Origin of the sequence: Providencia sp. Me31A (assembly GCF_050487165.1) — a bacterium.
Classification (GTDB): domain Bacteria; phylum Pseudomonadota; class Gammaproteobacteria; order Enterobacterales; family Enterobacteriaceae; genus Providencia.
This window is the reverse complement of sequence record NZ_JBKQGZ010000002.1, coordinates 247,525-264,809: the sequence shown is the minus strand read 5'-3', so window position 1 is coordinate 264,809 and position 17,285 is coordinate 247,525. Positions and strand designations below refer to the sequence as shown.

At 41.1% G+C, this 17,285-nt stretch carries 16 protein-coding genes; 14 read left to right on the top strand and 2 right to left on the bottom strand.

The annotated features are described in order from the left end of the window. The first annotated feature begins 296 nt into the window (after positions 1-296). The 5 genes from ACLPIE_RS02750 to megL all read left to right on the top strand — a co-directional run bounded on the left by ACLPIE_RS02750 (position 297) and on the right by megL (position 4,731). Positions 297-1,088 carry an endonuclease/exonuclease/phosphatase family protein gene (locus tag ACLPIE_RS02750; RefSeq protein ID WP_430259421.1) on the top strand — a complete coding sequence of 264 codons (792 nt, stop codon included), beginning with the start codon at positions 297-299 and terminating at the stop codon, positions 1,086-1,088. Positions 1,089-1,187: 99 nt separating this feature from the next. Continuing rightward, positions 1,188-1,736 carry a DUF1287 domain-containing protein gene (locus tag ACLPIE_RS02745; RefSeq protein WP_430259427.1) on the top strand — a complete coding sequence of 183 codons (549 nt, stop codon included), beginning with the start codon at positions 1,188-1,190 and terminating at the stop codon, positions 1,734-1,736. 202 nt (positions 1,737-1,938) lie between these two features. Next, entirely contained in the window at positions 1,939-3,126 is a 1,188-nt protein-coding gene (locus ACLPIE_RS02740) for an NAD(P)/FAD-dependent oxidoreductase (RefSeq protein ID WP_430259419.1), read from the top strand. Between the two features lie 13 nt (positions 3,127-3,139). Then, positions 3,140-3,532: a hypothetical protein gene (locus tag ACLPIE_RS02735; protein ID WP_430259417.1), complete on the top strand. Its 393-nt coding sequence runs from the start codon at positions 3,140-3,142 to the stop codon at positions 3,530-3,532. 14 nt (positions 3,533-3,546) lie between these two features. Beyond that, entirely contained in the window at positions 3,547-4,731 is a 1,185-nt protein-coding gene (gene megL, locus ACLPIE_RS02730) for a methionine gamma-lyase (RefSeq protein WP_430259415.1), read from the top strand. A 57-nt stretch (positions 4,732-4,788) separates the two neighbouring features. Here megL and ACLPIE_RS02725 read toward each other — a convergent pair whose 3' ends face one another. After that, the gene (locus ACLPIE_RS02725) at positions 4,789-6,156 is read right to left on the bottom strand and encodes an amino acid permease (RefSeq protein ID WP_430259413.1); all 1,368 of its coding nucleotides are present in this window, start codon (positions 6,154-6,156) and stop codon (positions 4,789-4,791) included. Positions 6,157-6,334: 178 nt separating this feature from the next. Between ACLPIE_RS02725 and queE the strand changes: the two genes are divergently transcribed. Beyond that, the gene (gene queE / locus ACLPIE_RS02720; RefSeq protein WP_430259411.1) at positions 6,335-7,006 is read left to right on the top strand and encodes a 7-carboxy-7-deazaguanine synthase QueE; all 672 of its coding nucleotides are present in this window, start codon (positions 6,335-6,337) and stop codon (positions 7,004-7,006) included. Between the two features lie 55 nt (positions 7,007-7,061). On the opposite strand, the gene queD is transcribed toward queE, so the two are convergent. Continuing rightward, on the bottom strand, positions 7,062-7,427 hold the full coding sequence (gene queD, locus ACLPIE_RS02715; protein ID WP_430259409.1) for a 6-carboxytetrahydropterin synthase QueD: 366 nt from the start codon (positions 7,425-7,427) through the stop codon (positions 7,062-7,064). A 342-nt stretch (positions 7,428-7,769) separates the two neighbouring features. Between queD and cysJ the strand changes: the two genes are divergently transcribed. The 8 genes from cysJ (at position 7,770) to ftsB (ending at position 17,257) form a co-directional block, all read left to right on the top strand. Then, a complete protein-coding gene (gene cysJ, locus ACLPIE_RS02710; protein ID WP_430259407.1) occupies positions 7,770-9,575 on the top strand; it encodes an NADPH-dependent assimilatory sulfite reductase flavoprotein subunit in 1,806 nt (601 codons plus the stop codon). Further along, the gene (gene cysI, locus ACLPIE_RS02705; RefSeq protein ID WP_430259405.1) at positions 9,575-11,305 is read left to right on the top strand and encodes an assimilatory sulfite reductase (NADPH) hemoprotein subunit; all 1,731 of its coding nucleotides are present in this window, start codon (positions 9,575-9,577) and stop codon (positions 11,303-11,305) included. The genes cysJ and cysI overlap by 1 nt, the downstream gene beginning before the upstream one ends. Continuing rightward, entirely contained in the window at positions 11,302-12,036 is a 735-nt protein-coding gene (cysH, locus tag ACLPIE_RS02700) for a phosphoadenosine phosphosulfate reductase (protein WP_430259403.1), read from the top strand. The genes cysI and cysH overlap by 4 nt, the downstream gene beginning before the upstream one ends. A 337-nt stretch (positions 12,037-12,373) precedes the next feature. After that, positions 12,374-13,786 carry a siroheme synthase CysG gene (cysG, locus tag ACLPIE_RS02695; RefSeq protein ID WP_430259401.1) on the top strand — a complete coding sequence of 471 codons (1,413 nt, stop codon included), beginning with the start codon at positions 12,374-12,376 and terminating at the stop codon, positions 13,784-13,786. Between the two features lie 14 nt (positions 13,787-13,800). After that, complete coding sequence (cysD, locus tag ACLPIE_RS02690; protein WP_430259399.1) at positions 13,801-14,709, top strand: sulfate adenylyltransferase subunit CysD; 909 nt, start codon at positions 13,801-13,803, stop codon at positions 14,707-14,709. Between the two features lie 44 nt (positions 14,710-14,753). Next, positions 14,754-16,196, top strand: a complete 1,443-nt coding sequence (gene cysN, locus ACLPIE_RS02685) for a sulfate adenylyltransferase subunit CysN (protein WP_430259397.1) — start codon at positions 14,754-14,756, stop codon at positions 16,194-16,196. A gap of 5 nt (positions 16,197-16,201) precedes the next feature. Next, positions 16,202-16,810: an adenylyl-sulfate kinase gene (cysC, locus tag ACLPIE_RS02680; RefSeq protein ID WP_430259395.1), complete on the top strand. Its 609-nt coding sequence runs from the start codon at positions 16,202-16,204 to the stop codon at positions 16,808-16,810. Between the two features lie 159 nt (positions 16,811-16,969). Next, positions 16,970-17,257 (top strand): cell division protein FtsB, encoded by a 288-nt coding sequence (ftsB, locus tag ACLPIE_RS02675; RefSeq protein WP_430259393.1) that lies wholly within the window; start codon positions 16,970-16,972, stop codon positions 17,255-17,257. Positions 17,258-17,285 lie beyond the last annotated feature (28 nt).

Sequence of the window (17,285 nt, the reverse complement as noted above, 5' to 3'; positions counted from 1 at the left end):
ACTCAGCAGTGAAACGCCGTAGCGCCGATGGTAGTGTGGGGTCTCCCCATGTGAGAGTAGGGAACTGCCAGACATTAAATTAGTGAAGAAGCCACCCATTGGGTGGCTTTTTTGCGTTTGGGGAAATCATCGGTATTAGAAGTATTCTAACTTTAATGTAAGCCTGTATAGCCACGTTATAGTGCTAGTCCTCATTGTGACTTAAATTTGGTAAGAAATAGCAAGGCTGATTTGATATACTAGATCATAAGTTAGATGAACGTTTGTTATTAAATTGCAATGTAGAGGTTTGAAATTTGGCGAAAAGAACTTATTCTGTTCGATACATTGCTGGTGAGCCTGCAAAACGTATACAGCCTACACCTGTACATATGTTAGGGGATTCCCTTCCTATAGGAATGCCCTTATTTGCGGCAGGGGAAACGCTAGATATTGTGACTTGGAATATCTATAAACAGCAGCGCCCTAACTGGAAAATGGTACTCAGTGAGCTAGTTGATGGCCGAAAATTAATTTTATTGCAAGAAGCTCAGATGTCGCCCGAATTAGTTTCTTTTGCAGCTTCTCATCAGCTTATTGCTGACCAAGTTCCTGCATTACCTTTCTCAGCACACCCTGCAGGTGTTATGACTCTCGCTACATCGCACCCAATATACTGTTGTCCATTAAGAGAGAAAGAGCCGCTTTTGCGCCTAGCAAAATCCGCATTAATTACCGTTTATCCATTACCAAATGGTAAGCAGTTAATGGTGGCAAATGTACATGCGATTAATTTTAGTTTTGGAGTGGATGTTTATACTAAGCAACTCAATAAGCTCGGAATGCATATTGGCAAGCATGTAGGGCCAGTGATCCTTGCGGGCGATTTTAATGCTTGGAGCCGCCAACGAGTTAATGCACTCAAACGATTTATTCGTTCTGTTGGTTTAAAGGAAGCCCTTTATGATCTAGATTTACGCACTAAAGCATTTGGCCGCCCACTAGATTTTATATTTTATAGAGGCTTAAAACTCAATAAAAGTAAGGTATTACAAACAGATGCTTCTGATCACAACCCAATCATGACTCAATTTAAATTAATTAAGTAGATTCTTTTTAAGATTATCTTACCTTATTTATCTACCTAACCGTTGTAGATTATATTAATAACAGAAGGAGATAATCCATTGAAGTACTTATTATTAGCTATATCAATATTATGTATTCCCTATGCAGTAGCAAAAAATAACCTTGAGTTAGCGAAGCAGGCGGAACAACTTCCCCGTTTAGTGCTTTATGATCCCGCTTACCGTCAAATTTCTTACCCTAATGGAGATGTCCCTGAAAATACAGGCGTTTGCTCTGATGTGGTGATCCGCAGTTATCGGAGGGTCGGCGTCGATCTGCAACAGCTTTTACATGAAGATATTAAAGCCAATTTTAGCCAGTATCCGAGCCTACGTATGTGGGGATTGCGTAAGCCTGATACTAATATCGACCATCGTAGAGTACCGAATTTAGAAGTATTTTTTGCTCGCAAAGGCACCACCAAACCCGTGACAAAAAATGGCAACGATTATTTACCGGGGGATATTGTTTCTTGGCGATTAGACAATGGGCGTCCTCACATAGGTCTTGTAACTTCAATAAAATCAAATAATAAAATGAATTACTTGATTATGCATAATATTGGTTATGGTCAGGTTGTTGAAGATGTTTTATTTCGATGGAAGATTGTAGGTCATTACTCGTATTAACTAATATATAAATAATTAAAAAAATGATAGTTATCGCTAGTTTTTATATTTTCCTGTAATTAGTTTTATTTGTTAATTTTAAATTAAAATGTTATTTATTATATTAGGTGTTTGCTTAAAATAAACTATATTTATAACGTACTAAGATCCAATATCAATCTATGTTTATTCTAATTAACTGATTGTTTTATTTGGAGGTATTATGAAAAATATAGTTATTGTAGGTGGTGGTACCGGAGGTACCATGCTAGCAAATATTTTAGCTAGAAAACTAAATAAAGAAATTTTTTCTAATAAAATTAAAATAACGTTAATAACGGATAACCCAATACATTATTATAAGCCAGCATTTATGTATGTGGCGTTCAATCTGTTTTTCAAAGATGAGTTAAGTCGGCCAGAAAGAGAACTATTACGACCAGAAATTGAACTAGTTATTGATAAAATTGATTCTTTTGATTTTCAAAATAAAGAATTACTGTCAAAAGCGAATAAAAAATATCATTATGATTATTTAGTTGTCGCGACGGGTTGTATCCCTAAACCTGAGCGCATTGAAGGGTTAAAAGATATTGGTAATCACTTTTATGCTTATGATGCATCTCGTAAATTAGCGGATCAACTTTCCAAAATTGAAAAGGGCCGTATTTTTATTACAGTATCCTTCCCTGAAACCCCGAATGTCCCTCATCAGTGTGGAATTGCTCCTATGGAGACAACATTGATGATTGATGAGTTTTTACGTAAACGTCGTGTTAGAGATAAAATTGAAATCGTTTATACCTATCCAACGGTATCACAATTATTGCGTAACTGTTTGTTTATGCAACAACCGGTTTGTGACGTTATTCCAGAAATTTTTGTTGCTAAAAATATTAAAGCCCAAAGAGGGTTTACTTTAAGCAAAGTCGATCCCGATAAAAAAATAGCGTATTCAAAAGAAGGGGATGAGCAACCTTTCGATTTATTAATAAGTACGCCACCTATTACTGCCGTTGAGGCGGTCGTTAATAGCGGATTGAGTGAACATAATAATGGGGAGGGATGGTTACCTACAGATCACGAAACCATGCAAGTATATGGTGTAGAAGACGTTTATGTTATTGGTGATACTGTCGATCTGCCAATTAGTAAAGCGGGTGGTAGCTGCCACAATCAAGCTGCGATTATCGCGGATAATATTTGTGGGGAATTAATTTATGGCTATCCCGCAGCTATTTATGATGGACGAGTTCAAGCGGTTGCTCAAATGGGACTAACTGCAGGTATGCCTCTGCAATACGATTATAAGCACGATGTTATTCCAACGCCGCCAACAAAATTAGGTGGATTACTAAGAAACGGCTTCAATAGAGGTATTTATTGGGCTGCTATTCGTGGCTTAGTGTAATAAGGAATTCAAAATGCCAAATATTGAAGCCCAAAGTAAATTAATAGAGCTATTATGTTCTGAATCCGGTGATCATGTTGCTGAAAAATTAGCGCCTTTATTACAGCTAAATCGCTTAGATAATATTGTTGATTTATTGTCACTTGTTTCTGACCTTGTCGATATATTAGATAACAGCACAGTTGAACGTTTATCTAATTCATTTGAGGATATTTTAGTTCCCGTATGGGAGCTGGGGACTGCATATAACATGGCAAAAATGGAAGGGATAAATGACAGTAAAAAACCAAACTTTCGTTCAGTGTATGCTTTATTAAAAGATCCAAATACATTATGTGGAATCAGCACCGTTTTACGAACCTTACAAATAATAGGTGCTCGATTATCTCAACCACAAGGAGAGTAATTTTTGGAGGTGGTATGAGTTTAGATATAAAAAATTCTTTTGAAACACGGGCGATTCATAGCCACTACGAAGCAGATGAACATTTAGGATCATTAGCTTCACCTATTTATCAAACGTCGACTTATGTATTTAAAAGTGTAGACGAAGGTGCCGCTTATTTTAGTGACGAAAAAGCGGGATATATTTATACTCGAATTAATAATCCAACATTGAGTTTGCTAGAAAATAGAATAGCGTCACTTGAAGAAGGGGAGGCTGCAATTGTTTTTGCTTCAGGAATGGGAGCGATTACCTCCTCACTGTGGACATTATTAAACCCTGGTGACGAATTATTGGTAGACCTCACTGTTTATGGCTGTACCTATGCATTTTTTCATCAGGGACTAGCTCGGTTTGGTGTGAAAGTTCGTCATATTGATATGAGTGATCCGAATAATGTAGTTCGGGAAATTACTGAGCAAACAAAGATGATATTTTTCGAGTCGCCAGCGAACCCGAATATGCGTTTAGTTGATATTTCTGCTGTCAGTGACATCGCTCATCGCCAAAATATTTTAGTTGCGGTCGATAATACGTATTGTACCCCTTATATCCAAAAGCCACTGGCTCTAGGGGCGGATATTGTCTTACATTCTTTAACTAAGTATATAAATGGTCATGGGGATGCGATGGGCGGTGCAGTGATTACATCCGCGGAATATGCGAAGCAGATTAGATTGGTCGGTTTGAAGGATATGACTGGTGCATGTTTATCTCCTCATGATGCCAATTTGATTTTAAGAGGAATGAAGACGCTATCAGTTCGGATGGATAAAATTGTTCAAAGTGCTCAAAAAATTGCGCAATACTTAGAAGCTCATCCACAAGTTGAGTCGATAATGTACCCAGGGTTACCCAGTTTCGAACAATATCAACTTGCTAAAAAACAAATGAAGTTAGCTGGTGGGATGATAGCTTGTGAGTTAAAAGGGGGGTTAGAAGCCGGTAAGCAGTTTTTGAATCGCTTGCAGTTATTTTCAAGAGCAGTAAGTTTAGGCGATTGTGAGTCACTTGCTCAACACCCAGCGAGTATGACTCATTCTACCTACACGACGGAAGAGCGAAAGCAGTATGGAATTAGTGATGGGCTTGTTCGATTATCTATAGGTTTAGAAAGTGCTGATGATTTGATTGCTGATATTAAGCAAGCACTCGCTTAATAACAAAGGCCCTATACTTTATAAGTAAGGGCATTTGTTTGCTTATAAATCAGTTAGTTAATGTTTTTGAAATTTACGCATAATAAAGAAGGTTACGCTTAATATAGCGACCCACACAAAACCAACTAAAAGAGCGACTTGTGTGTCTTTAAAGAAGCCTAACAGTGCGATGACAAACACCATAAAGGCGATAGTGATCGCAGGGCCGATTGGCCAGAATGGTACTGGGAATTTTAGTTTTTTAACATCTTCCTCACTCATTTGGCGGCGCATGGCGACTTGAGAAAGCAAGATCATTAACCACACCCAGACCGTTGCAAAGGTTGCGATTGACGCAATAATGACAAAGATTTTTTCTGGAAGTCGGTAGTTCAAATATACACCAAGTAACATGATAACTGACATTACCAGTACCGTTACCCACGGCACACCGTTTTTTGTCAACTTAGTAAAGGCTTTTGGTGCTTGGCCATCTTGTGCCATTCCGTACATCATACGTCCTGCGCCAAAAATATCACTGTTAATGGCTGAAATAGCGGCGGTAATAACAACGATATTTAAGATATTTGCCGCAGATTGAATGCCTAAGCTATCGAATATTTGGACAAATGGACTGCCATTTTGGCCAATTTGATTCCATGGGTAGATACACATCAAAATAAACAGGGTTAACCCGTAGAATAATAAAATACGGATAGGTACAGCGTTGATTGCTTTAGGGATGGTTTTTTCTGGGTTTTGTGCTTCACTGGCAGTGATACCGATAACCTCAATTCCACCAAATGCAAACATGACGATGGCTAATGAGGCTATTACGCCTTCAATGCCATTTGGCATAAAACCACCGTGTTCCCATAGGTTTTGGATACCTACCTCATGACCTGTTTCTTGACCGAAACCGTAGAACATCAAGAAGGCACCACCGACAATCATAGCGATAATTGCAGAAACCTTGACGATAGATAGCCAAAATTCCATTTCACCGAAAATTTTAACATGGCATAAATTGAGGGCGCTAATAAGTAGAACGATACTTAATACCCATATCCACTGGTCAACGTGGGGAAACCAGAAGCCCATATACATCCCAAAGGCAGTGATGTCGGCTAAACAAACGACCAACATTTCAAACACATAGTTCCAGCCGGTTAAGAAACCAGCCAGTGGGCCCATGTAGTGGCTAGCGTAGTGAGAAAAAGAGCCGGGTACTGGATGATGCACTGCCATTTCGCCTAGGGCTCGCATGACCATAAATACAGCAGCACCACCTATCATATAAGCGAGTAGAACCGCAGGACCTGCCGCTTGAATTGCGGAAGCAGAACCATAAAATAAGCCAGTACCAATCGCTGACCCTAAAGCCATAAAGCGAATGTGCCGCACACTCAGTCCCTTTCTGAGTTGGTTTTGTTCACTACTTTGCATGTATTTTCCTGTCTTTTTCTTCGTACGTTATATTGTTCCGAATATGGTTTCGGTATTGTTTATTAGGTTGGGCGTACTTTATTGAACCTTAAGGTGGTTACATTATCATAAACTTCCTTGTTCGTGAGATAGATATCTGCAATATAATGCGTGCTTAGTTAACTATTTTAGGAGTGATATGAAATACCCAATTAATGAAATCTTCCAAACGTTACAGGGAGAAGGGGTTTTTACTGGTGTTCCGGCAGTATTTATTCGTTTGCAAGGCTGCCCCGTTGGGTGTAGTTGGTGTGATACCAAACAAACATGGGAAAAAGAACAAAATAAAGAATCAACCCTTGGGGATATCGCACTCAAAACGATTGATTCAGACACGTGGGCTATGTCTGATAGCGAAGCATTAATTCAGTTGATGAAGGCTCAGGGCTTTAGTGCACATCATATTGTTATTACAGGTGGGGAGCCTTGTATTTATGATTTAATGCCATTAACAGAAACGTTAGAGCAACATGGTTACCAATGCCAAATTGAAACGAGTGGCACATTTCCAGTTCAATGCTCAGAAAAAACATGGGTTACCGTATCACCTAAAGTCGGTATGAAAGGGGGATTACAAGTGATTAGTCAAGCGGTAAACCGTGCAAATGAAATAAAACACCCAGTCGCTCGTAAGAAAGATATTGAAGCACTTGACCAAATTTTAGCATTACGGACAGTTAAGACGTCACCAGTTGTTGCATTACAGCCAATAAGCCAAAAAGTAGCGGCAACGAAATTGTGTATTGAAACCTGCATTCAACGTAATTGGCGTCTATCGATTCAAACGCACAAATATTTAGATATTCAATAATAAACACCCCAGCGATGGCTTTAAGTTACAGCTGGGGTTGCAATCATTATTTTATTTAAGCCTCCCCACGATAAACGCAACCTGCATTACAGGTTTCTTTTACGGTAACAGCACTTAATAGTGGCAATAGTGGTTTAGTTTGTCGCCAAATCCATAGAGCTAATACCTCACTTGTTGGGTTCTCTAATCCTTCTATCTCATTTAAGTAATGGTGATCTAAACGTTCCAAAATGGGTTTGAAAGCAGCTTTTACGTCGGAAAAATCGATAATCCAGCCAGTATGTTTGTCGACTTCCCCCGTAATTTCTAAGCGCACCATGAAAGAATGCCCATGGAGGCGACCGCATTTATGACCCGCCGGAACGTGGGGGAGCTTATGTGCAGCTTCAAAAGTAAAATCTTTATAGATTGTTGTGCTCATATGAGGTTCCTTATTGTTAATAAATAGCGCATTGTACTGTAATTTTGGCTCAAAATATCTTTATTTGCCAAAATATTACTAACCGCTTTTATGGATATGATCCATCGGCTAATTGCTTTAGGCTTTTTAGTTATTATTTATGGCTATCGTTTCTTATCCCGTTATTAATGGTTGTTATAACCTAATGGCATACCCTGTATATTCAAGGTACAGCGGTATTTTTTGCTTTGTTACCTAAATTATTTAGGGTGTTGAGCGAGTCGTAGGTTATTGCCCATTAGGGTAAGTTGTATGGCATGGTTTTAAACATTCAAAGATGAATAACGCTGGGGTTACAGGATAATGACAAAAAAACAGCCGCCACTAGCAGTGCTGCCAGTATCTGTTGAGCAACTAACACGTTTACAGTCAGCAGTTGATGATTTTTCATCACACCAACTAGCTTGGCTTTCTGGTTACTTGTGGGGGATGGTCAATCAAAATGCCCCTGTTGATGTACCAACGAGTGCGCCCGTTGCTGCGCAGGAAACCGTTACGATTATTTCAGCCTCGCAAACGGGGAATGCACGCCGTTTATCTGAACAGCTAAGAGAACGTTTAATTAGCGAAAAAATTAATGTCAATTTAGTGAATGCTGGCGACTATAAGTTTAAGCAAATTAATCAAGAAAAAGTGTTGGTGGTTGTCGCTTCTACACAAGGAGAAGGCGAGCCCGCAGAAGAAGCGGTTGCGCTGCATAAATATCTTTACTCGAAAAAAGCACCGAACTTATCACAAACCAGCTATGCTGTTTTTGCGTTAGGTGATTCATCTTACGAAAAATTTTGCCAAGCAGGTAAAGATTTTGATGCACAATTGGCATTATTAGGCGCGATACCATTAGTTGAACGAGTTGATGCTGACGTCGAGTATCAAGCCATTGCGGATGAATGGGTGGAAAACTTAACTCAAGTGTTAAAAGCTCGGGTTCCAGCTCAAACAGATAGCCAATTATTGGCCACTCAAGCGGGAAGCGTGAATGAAATTCACTCATCTCCATACAGTAAAACTGCACCTTTAACGGCCTCTTTATTGAGTAACCAAAAAATCACTGGGCGCGACTCACAAAAAGACGTGAGGCATATAGAGATAGATATAGAAGGCTCCGGGTTACGTTATCAACCGGGTGATTCTCTGGGTATTTGGTTTGATAATGACCCTGCTTTAGTTGATGAGCTCATCGCACTGCTATGGCTGCAAGGCAACGAAGAGGTGTTCATTGGTTCCCAGAGACATTCTTTGCGTGATGCGCTGATATATCAATTGGAGTTGACGCAAAACACGCATGTCATCGTTGAAAAATACGCCCAGCTATCGAAAGATGATGCGTTATTGTCATTGATTAGTGATAAACAAGCTATTTTGCAATACGCACAAACAACCCCAATCGTTGATATGGTACGACAAGCCGCGTCTCAACCGAGCGCTCAGGAGTTTGTTGACCTGCTGCGACCGCTAACACCACGTTTATATTCGATTTCCTCTTCTCAATCAGAAGTTGAAGGTGAAGTGCATGCCACGGTTGGTGTCGTTCGCTATGACATTGATGGTCGTGCTCGCACAGGGGGAGCATCTGGCTTCCTTGCCGATCGTTTAAATGAGGGGGATGAGTTACGTATTTTTATTGAACATAACGATAACTTCCGCCTACCAAATGACCCAAATACGCCAGTGATCATGATTGGCCCAGGAACGGGGATCGCCCCTTTCCGAGCTTTCTTACAGCAGCGCGATAATGACGGCGCAACAGGGAAAAACTGGTTATTTTTTGGCAACCCACATTTTGTTGATGATTTTCTTTATCAAGTTGAATGGCAACGTTATGTCAAAGATGGGTTATTGACTCATATTTCATTGGCTTGGTCACGAGATCAGCAAGAAAAAGTGTATGTACAAGACAAACTTCGTGAACAAGGTAAAGAGGTTTGGCAATGGTTACAAGAAGGCGCACATATCTATGTTTGTGGCGATGCAAATCGCATGGCGAAAGATGTGGAGCTGGCATTGTTGGAGATCATCGGTCAATACGGGAACATGGACAGTGAGGAGGCCGATGAGTTTTTAAGTGAGCTGCGTGTTATGCGCCGTTATCAGAGGGATGTTTATTAATGAGCAATGAACAACAAAAACGCTTAATTGTAGAAGGTAAACTTGCAGACAGCGAACGCATGAAGCAAGACAGTAATTACCTACGTGGAACTATTAAGGATGACCTCAAAAATGGGTTAACAGGGGGTTTTGAAGGTGACAATTTTCTGTTGATCCGCTTTCACGGTATGTATCAGCAAGATGACCGTGATATTCGTGCAGAGCGAGCAGAACAAAAGTTGGAACCACGTCATGCGATGATGCTGCGCTGTCGCTTGCCGGGAGGAATAATTACCCCTAAACAGTGGTTGGATATTGATAAGTTTGCTACTGAGCACACGCTATATGGCAGTATTCGTATTACGAATCGCCAGACATTTCAATTTCATGGCATTCTCAAAGGGGATGTGAAACCTGCTCACCAAATGCTAAATCATGTCGGGTTAGATGCATTGGCGACCGCGAATGATGTTAACCGTAATGTGTTATGTACTTCTAATCCTGTTCAGTCGGAGCTACATCAACAAGCTTATGAATGGGCAAAGAAAATTTCGGAACATCTATTACCGAAAACCAGCGCATATGCTGAAATTTGGTTAGATAAAGAAAAGATTGTGACGACCGATGAAGAGCCAATCTTAGGCCAGACCTATCTGCCAAGAAAGTTTAAAACCTCAGTGGTCATCCCACCCTTAAATGATGTGGATCTGCACGCGAATGATATGAATTTTGTTGCGATTGAGCAAAATGGTGAACTCATCGGCTTTAATGTGTTGGTGGGGGGTGGATTAGCCATGACACACGGTGATACGGCAACCTTTCCTCGTTTGGCCAGTGAGTTTGGTTTTATTCCATTAGATCAAACATTAGCCATTGCTGAGGCTATAGTGACAACCCAAAGAGATTGGGGAAATCGTACCAACCGTAAAAACGCGAAAACAAAATATACCCTCGAACGTGTGGGCGTTGATACCTTTAAAGCGGAAGTGGAAAGACGCTCTGGTGTGGTTTTTGAACCTATTCGTCCTTATCACTTCACTGAGCGCGGTGACAAAATTGGTTGGCTTAAAGGTATTGATGACCGTTGGCACTTAACATTATTTGTTGAAAATGGTCGACTGATTGATTTAGCGGATAAGCCGCTAAAAACCGGAGTTGCAGAAATTGCACGTATTCACCAAGGGGATTTTCGCTTAACGGCGAACCAAAACCTGATTGTTGCAGGTGTACCGGAAAGTGAAAAAGAGGCTATTGAAGCGATTGCGAAAGCGCATGGGCTAATGAGTGAGACAATCACGCCACAACGTGAAAATTCAATGGCTTGTGTTTCGTTTCCTACTTGCCCATTGGCGATGGCTGAAGCAGAGCGTTTTTTACCTGAGTTTGTGACTCATATAGAAAAGATTATGGCTTCACATCAAGTCGCTGATGAACATATTGTTTTACGCGTAACGGGCTGCCCGAATGGTTGCGGTCGTGCGATGTTAGCGGAAGTCGGGTTAGTCGGCAAAGCGGTTGATAGGTATAACCTACATTTAGGAGGCAACCGAATTGGAACCCGTATTCCCCGCATGTATCGTGAAAACATCAGTAGTGCAGAAATTTTGTCTATCTTAGATGAATTGATTGGCCGTTGGGCGAAAGAACGTTTATCTCAGGAAAGTTTTGGTGATTACTTAATTCGTGCTGATGTCGTGAAACCCGTTATTAATTCCGCGGTGGATTTTTATGAGGTACAGGAGGCGGTATGAGCCAACTTCAGCTGGTAACTGTTTTAGGGTTAGAGCCATCCCAACAAACGGAGTATCTATCAGGTTTTAATCAGCAATTAGAACAAATGAATGCCATGCAGCGTATTGAATGGGCGGTTGAGCACCTTCCTGCTCAATTTGTATTGTCTTCGAGTTTTGGCATACAAGCTGCGCTGACTTTACATATGGTGACACAAGTGCTGCCTAATATCCCTGTTATTTTAACGGATACGGGCTATTTGTTCCCTGAAACTTACCAATTTATTGAACAATTAACGAATAAGCTGAAATTAAATCTACAGGTTTATCGTGCAAAGCAAACGCCGGCTTGGCAAGAGGCGATTTATGGGCAACTGTGGACACAAGGTCTTGACGGCATCGAACGTTATAACCAACTGAATAAAGTTGAACCAATGGAACGCGCTTTGCATGAATTACAGGCACAAACGTGGTTTTCTGGTTTACGTCGTGAACAGTCGGCGAGCCGTGCTAATTTATCTGTACTGGGTACTGGAAAAGGGGTTTTTAAAGTTTTACCTGTGATTGATTGGAATAATAAGCAGGTTTATGAATATCTAACAAAATATGATTTACCTTATCATCCTTTGTGGGAGCAAGGGTATTTATCGGTTGGTGATACCCATACAACTCGCAAATGGGAAGAAGGAATGAGTGAAGAAGATACCCGTTTTTTTGGTTTGAAGAGGGAGTGTGGGCTTCATGAAAACTAAATACTCGTCATAATTCAAGCCACACCTTGAATTTAAAATATAAATAATAACTAAGCTAAAAAATATTTGTTTAATTACAAAGGAATACTTTTGTATTTGAAAAATATTCCAAGTTAATTATCCAATTAAATTATTAATTAGTTAACTTTTAAAATTTAACCTAAGTTTTATTTTTTTATCTGTATTTATCGGTTTTTAACGGGGGTTATGAGGGGTATTTGGCTTATTCTTTTCAGTTACAAGAAAGAGCTATTTGTCATTTCAAACCTCTCCATTGGCGTCATATAGTCAATTTAATGTTTCATATAATAAGTTTATATAACGATGGGTGAGCAAGATGGATTATTTACCGTTATTTGTCGACCTACGCACGCGTAAAGTCGTGTTAATTGGCGGCGGTGTGGTAGCTGCACGTAAAGCTGAATTATTAATTAAGGCGCAGGCTGATTTAGTCATCATTTCACCCACGTTATGTACGCAGTTACAGCTAGAATATCAACGAAATAAATTTGTTTGGCTGGCCGAAGATTATCAATCCATGCATTTGGACGATGCTTTTCTTGCAATTGCCGCAACGGACGATGCATTACTGAATGAAACGGTTTTCTATGATGCTAATGAGCGGAAAATATTCGTTAACGTCGTGGATGACCAACCACTTTGTTCGTTTATTGTGCCGTCGATTATTGACCGTAGCCCCGTGGTGGTCGCTATCTCCTCCGCAGGTACTGCACCTGTTTTAGCGCGCTTGCTCAGAGAAAAACTGGAAACAATGCTGCCTAACTCATTGGGGAAAATGGCTGAGATTGCAGGGCGTTGGCGTGAAAAAGTGAAAAGTTCGCTGACTAACATGCGCGAACGAAAACGCTTCTGGGAAACCAGTTTTAGTGGGCGTTTTGCGTCGCTCGTGGAACAAGGTCAATTCAGTGAAGCTGAGCAACAACTAGAACGCCAACTTTATCAACCGGATAACCGTGGTGAGTTGATTTTAGTGGGGGCCGGGCCGGGAGATGCGGGGTTGCTTACGTTAAAAGGGCTACGTGTTTTACAAAGTGCGGAAGTGGTTTTATACGATCATTTAGTGAGCGAAGACATTCTTGAATTAGTGCGTCGTGATGCAGACAAAATCTGTGTCGGAAAACGTGCAGGTGCGCATAGTGTTTCTCAAGAAGAAACCAATGCGCTGATCGTGAAATTTGCTCAACAAGGTAAAAAAGTGGTGCGCCTTAAGGGGGGCGATCCTTTTATCTTTGGCCGTGGCGGTGAAGAGTTGCAAGTCGCTGTGCAAGCAGGGATTCCTTTTCAAGTCGTTCCCGGTGTAACCGCCGCGGTTGGTGCAGCGGCTTATGCGGGAATTCCTCTGACTCATCGTGAGTACTCGCAAAGTATTACATTCATAACAGGGCATTGCCGTGAAAATGGCATTGAACTGGATTGGCAAGCGCTTGCTCGTGGTCACCAGACACTAGCGATTTATATGGGTACCGTGAAAGCCGCGAAAATTAGCGAACAGTTGATCCAATTTGGCCGCTGTGAAAATACGCCTGTCGCGGTGGTTGGCTGTGGTACGAGGCGCGAACAAAAAGTTGTTACAGGAAGTCTATATGAGCTTGAAGCCTTGGCTAAACAAGCACCCGCACCGGCTTTAATTGTAATAGGTGAAGTTGCAGCATTACACCAGCAATTAGCTTGGTTTGGCGCTCAAACGGAAGAAATTAAATGGCGTAGTGCCGTATTGGAACTGGCTTAGTTTAGGAGGCAATGATGAACGAAAAAAAATTAACGCATTTGCAGCAATTAGAAGCTGAAAGTATTCATATTATTCGTGAAGTGGCCGCTGAATTCGCTAACCCAGTGATGCTGTATTCCATAGGGAAAGATTCATCGGTGATGCTGCATTTAGCCCGCAAGGCATTTTATCCAGGAAAATTGCCTTTTCCATTATTACATGTGGATACAGGATGGAAATTCCGTGAAATGTATGAGTTTCGTGATGCAACAGCGCAGAAATATGGTTTTGAGTTACTCGTTTACCGAAATCCAGAGGGGGAACGATTAGGGATCAACCCATTTATTCATGGCAGCGCTAAGCATACGGATATCATGAAAACGGAAGGCTTAAAGCAGGCTCTAGATAAATATGGCTTTGATGCAGCATTCGGTGGAGCACGTCGTGATGAAGAAAAATCACGTGCGAAAGAACGGATCTACTCTTTTCGTGACCGATCTCATCGTTGGGACCCGAAAAACCAACGTCCAGAACTGTGGCATAACTACAATGGGCAGATCAACAAAGGTGAAAGTATTCGTGTTTTCCCACTATCAAACTGGACGGAACTGGATATTTGGCAATATATCTATTTGGAAAATATCGATATTGTTCCGCTGTACTTTGCTAAAGAGCGCCCAGTTATTCAGCGAGAAGGTACGCTATTGATGGTGGATGATGACCGTATTGATTTGCAGGCAGGTGAAGTGATTAGCCAGCAAAAAGTGCGTTTTCGTACGCTCGGCTGCTGGCCATTAACGGGGGCGGTGCCATCAGATGCACAAACATTGCCTGAAATTATTGAAGAAATGCTGATTTCCACTACCAGTGAACGGCAAGGACGTTTGATTGATAGCGACCAATCAGCGTCGATGGAATTGAAGAAGCGCCAAGGCTACTTTTAATTTTCTCAATTCAAAGCGAATATCTAAGGTTAGGAGAGGTAATCATGGCACAAGCCGTTTACAATGAATCAATTGCACTGCAAATCGAACAGCAAGGTGGTGTGGAGCCTTATTTGCAAGCTCAGCAGCAAAAAGGATTATTGCGTTTTTTAACTTGTGGCAATGTGGATGATGGTAAAAGTACATTAATTGGCCGTTTACTGCACGATACTCGCCAAATTTATCAAGACCAGTTATCAATATTACAAAATGATAGCAAACGCATTGGTACTCAAGGTGAAAAACTGGATCTGGCTTTGCTGGTGGATGGTCTTGCAGCAGAACGAGAGCAAGGAATTACCATCGATGTTGCTTATCGTTATTTTTCAACAGAAAAGCGCAAGTTTATTATTGCCGATACCCCAGGGCATGAACAATATACGCGCAATATGGCGACGGGGGCATCAACGTGCTCACTGTCTATTTTGCTGATCGATGCTCGAAAAGGGGTGCAAGAGCAAACTCGCCGTCATAGTTTCATCAGCACCTTGCTAGGGGTTCGCCATTTGATTGTAGCTGTTAATAAAATGGATCTGGTGGATTACAGTGAAGATGTGTTCGAGAAGATAAAACAAGATTATCAAAAATTTGCAACGGAGTTACCCGTTGAGCTAAATGTTTGGTTTGTCCCCATTTCTGCCCTTGATGGTGATAATATCGTCAATAGCAGTGAACGATTGCCTTGGTACCAAGGTGAAACCTTGTTATCGATTTTAGAAAATGTTCAGGTGGAGCAAAAGGCGTCAGAGCAAGCGATGCGCTTTCCTGTACAGTATGTTAACCGCCCTAATCTAGATTTCAGAGGATATAGCGGAACATTATCTTCAGGTATCGTGCAAGTTGGGCAAGCGATTAAAGTCCTTCCTTCTGGGGCTACCTCTAAAATTAAACAGATTGTCACTTTTTCTGGCTTACAGCCGTTTGCTATCCCCGGAGAGGCGATTACATTGGTTTTAGACGATGAAATTGATATTAGCCGTGGTGATCTATTAGTAGCTGAAAATGAAACCCTAGAACCCACACAGCATGCCTCGATTGATGTTGTATGGATGGCAGAGCAACCATTAGTGCAAGGGCAGCAACTGGATATCAAGGTGGCAGGGAAACGTAGTCGAGCAAAAGTGGAAAATATTCAGTATCAGGTTGATGTGAATAATCTGACCCAAAAAGTGGCAACGGAGTTACCATTAAATGGCATTGGCTTAGTGGAATTTTCATTTGATGAGCCTTTGTTGTTAGAAAACTACCAGCGCAATGCAGATACAGGTGGGATGATTTTTATCGATAGGTTAACCAATGTGACGGTGGGGGCTGGGTTGGTGCGAGAAACGCAACCACCTGTTTTTGAACAAGCCAGTGAGTTTAGTGAGTTTGAAATTGAGCTTAACAAGTTAGTGCGTCGCCATTTCCCGCATTGGGGCGCTCGTGATGTGTTGGGTGGAAAGTAATCGCGATGGCAAATACGCATAATATTGTGTGGCATCAACATATGGTCGATCGCCAGTTACGTGAAAGTCATAATGGGCACAAAGGGGCAGTGCTGTGGTTTACTGGGCTTTCGGGGTCGGGTAAATCCACCCTTGCGGGAGCTATAGAGCATCAACTAGCCTCAATGGGCAGTAAAACCTACTTATTAGATGGCGATAATATCCGTCATGGGCTGTGTCGTGATTTGGGGTTTAGTGAAGCGGATCGGCAAGAAAATATTAGGCGAGTGGGCGAAGTGGCCAAACTGATGGTAGATGCGGGTTTGATTGTCGCTACCGCATTTATTTCACCCTTTCAATCTGATAGGCAAAAGGTTCGTGAATTATTTTCCCCTAACCAATTTTTTGAATTATATGTTGATACGCCAGTGAGCGTTTGCGAACAACGTGACCCGAAAGGTTTATATCAGCAAGCACGAGAAGGTAAAATTAAACAATTTACAGGGATTGACTCTCCTTACGAGGCGCCATTAAACCCAGATTTGCACCTTGACGGTCAACAACCCATTTCGGATTCCCTTTCCCAAATCATTGCACTATTGTTGCGCCATCACATCATTCAAATTGATTATTAATGCAGCTGAAATATCACCTTTTTTTCTTAAGTGGTAAAATAAGGTGATATTCAGTGCATTCAAATTCGGCTTATTCTAACTTTTTATCACAATATTAGTATCACAGTGGCGTCATTCGTTGAGTTATGGGATGATTAGCAAATCATTTCAGGGGGCAAGATGGGTAAATTAACGCTACTATTAATCGCGATATTAGCTTGGTTACAGTATTCTTTATGGCTAGGCAAAAACGGCATACATGACTATGTACAGGTCAAAGATGATGTCGCCGCTCAGGAAATTGTTAATTCACGCTTAAAAATGCGTAATGAGCAACTATTTGCAGAGATTAATGACTTAAATGATGGTCAAGATGCGATTGAAGAACGTGCTCGTAGTGAGTTAGGTATGATTAAGCCAGGTGAATCGTTCTATCGGATGGTTAAAGAAAGTAATAACCAAAAATAGACATAATAATGACGATAATAACACGGTG

Excerpts from the sequence above, each read along its gene's own strand:
- ACLPIE_RS02740 (WP_430259419.1), top strand. The coding sequence starts at position 1,939 with ATGAAAAATATAGTTATTGTAGGTGGTGGTACCGGAGGTACCATGCTA.
- ACLPIE_RS02735 (WP_430259417.1), top strand. The coding sequence starts at position 3,140 with ATGCCAAATATTGAAGCCCAAAGTAAATTAATAGAGCTATTATGTTCT.
- megL (WP_430259415.1), top strand. The coding sequence starts at position 3,547 with ATGAGTTTAGATATAAAAAATTCTTTTGAAACACGGGCGATTCATAGC.
- ACLPIE_RS02725 (WP_430259413.1), bottom strand. The coding sequence starts at position 6,156 with ATGCAAAGTAGTGAACAAAACCAACTCAGAAAGGGACTGAGTGTGCGG.
- queE (WP_430259411.1), top strand. The coding sequence starts at position 6,335 with ATGAAATACCCAATTAATGAAATCTTCCAAACGTTACAGGGAGAAGGG.
- queD (WP_430259409.1), bottom strand. The coding sequence starts at position 7,427 with ATGAGCACAACAATCTATAAAGATTTTACTTTTGAAGCTGCACATAAG.
- cysJ (WP_430259407.1), top strand. The coding sequence starts at position 7,770 with ATGACAAAAAAACAGCCGCCACTAGCAGTGCTGCCAGTATCTGTTGAG.
- cysI (WP_430259405.1), top strand. The coding sequence starts at position 9,575 with ATGAGCAATGAACAACAAAAACGCTTAATTGTAGAAGGTAAACTTGCA.
- cysH (WP_430259403.1), top strand. The coding sequence starts at position 11,302 with ATGAGCCAACTTCAGCTGGTAACTGTTTTAGGGTTAGAGCCATCCCAA.
- cysG (WP_430259401.1), top strand. The coding sequence starts at position 12,374 with ATGGATTATTTACCGTTATTTGTCGACCTACGCACGCGTAAAGTCGTG.
- cysD (WP_430259399.1), top strand. The coding sequence starts at position 13,801 with ATGAACGAAAAAAAATTAACGCATTTGCAGCAATTAGAAGCTGAAAGT.
- cysN (WP_430259397.1), top strand. The coding sequence starts at position 14,754 with ATGGCACAAGCCGTTTACAATGAATCAATTGCACTGCAAATCGAACAG.
- cysC (WP_430259395.1), top strand. The coding sequence starts at position 16,202 with ATGGCAAATACGCATAATATTGTGTGGCATCAACATATGGTCGATCGC.
- ftsB (WP_430259393.1), top strand. The coding sequence starts at position 16,970 with ATGGGTAAATTAACGCTACTATTAATCGCGATATTAGCTTGGTTACAG.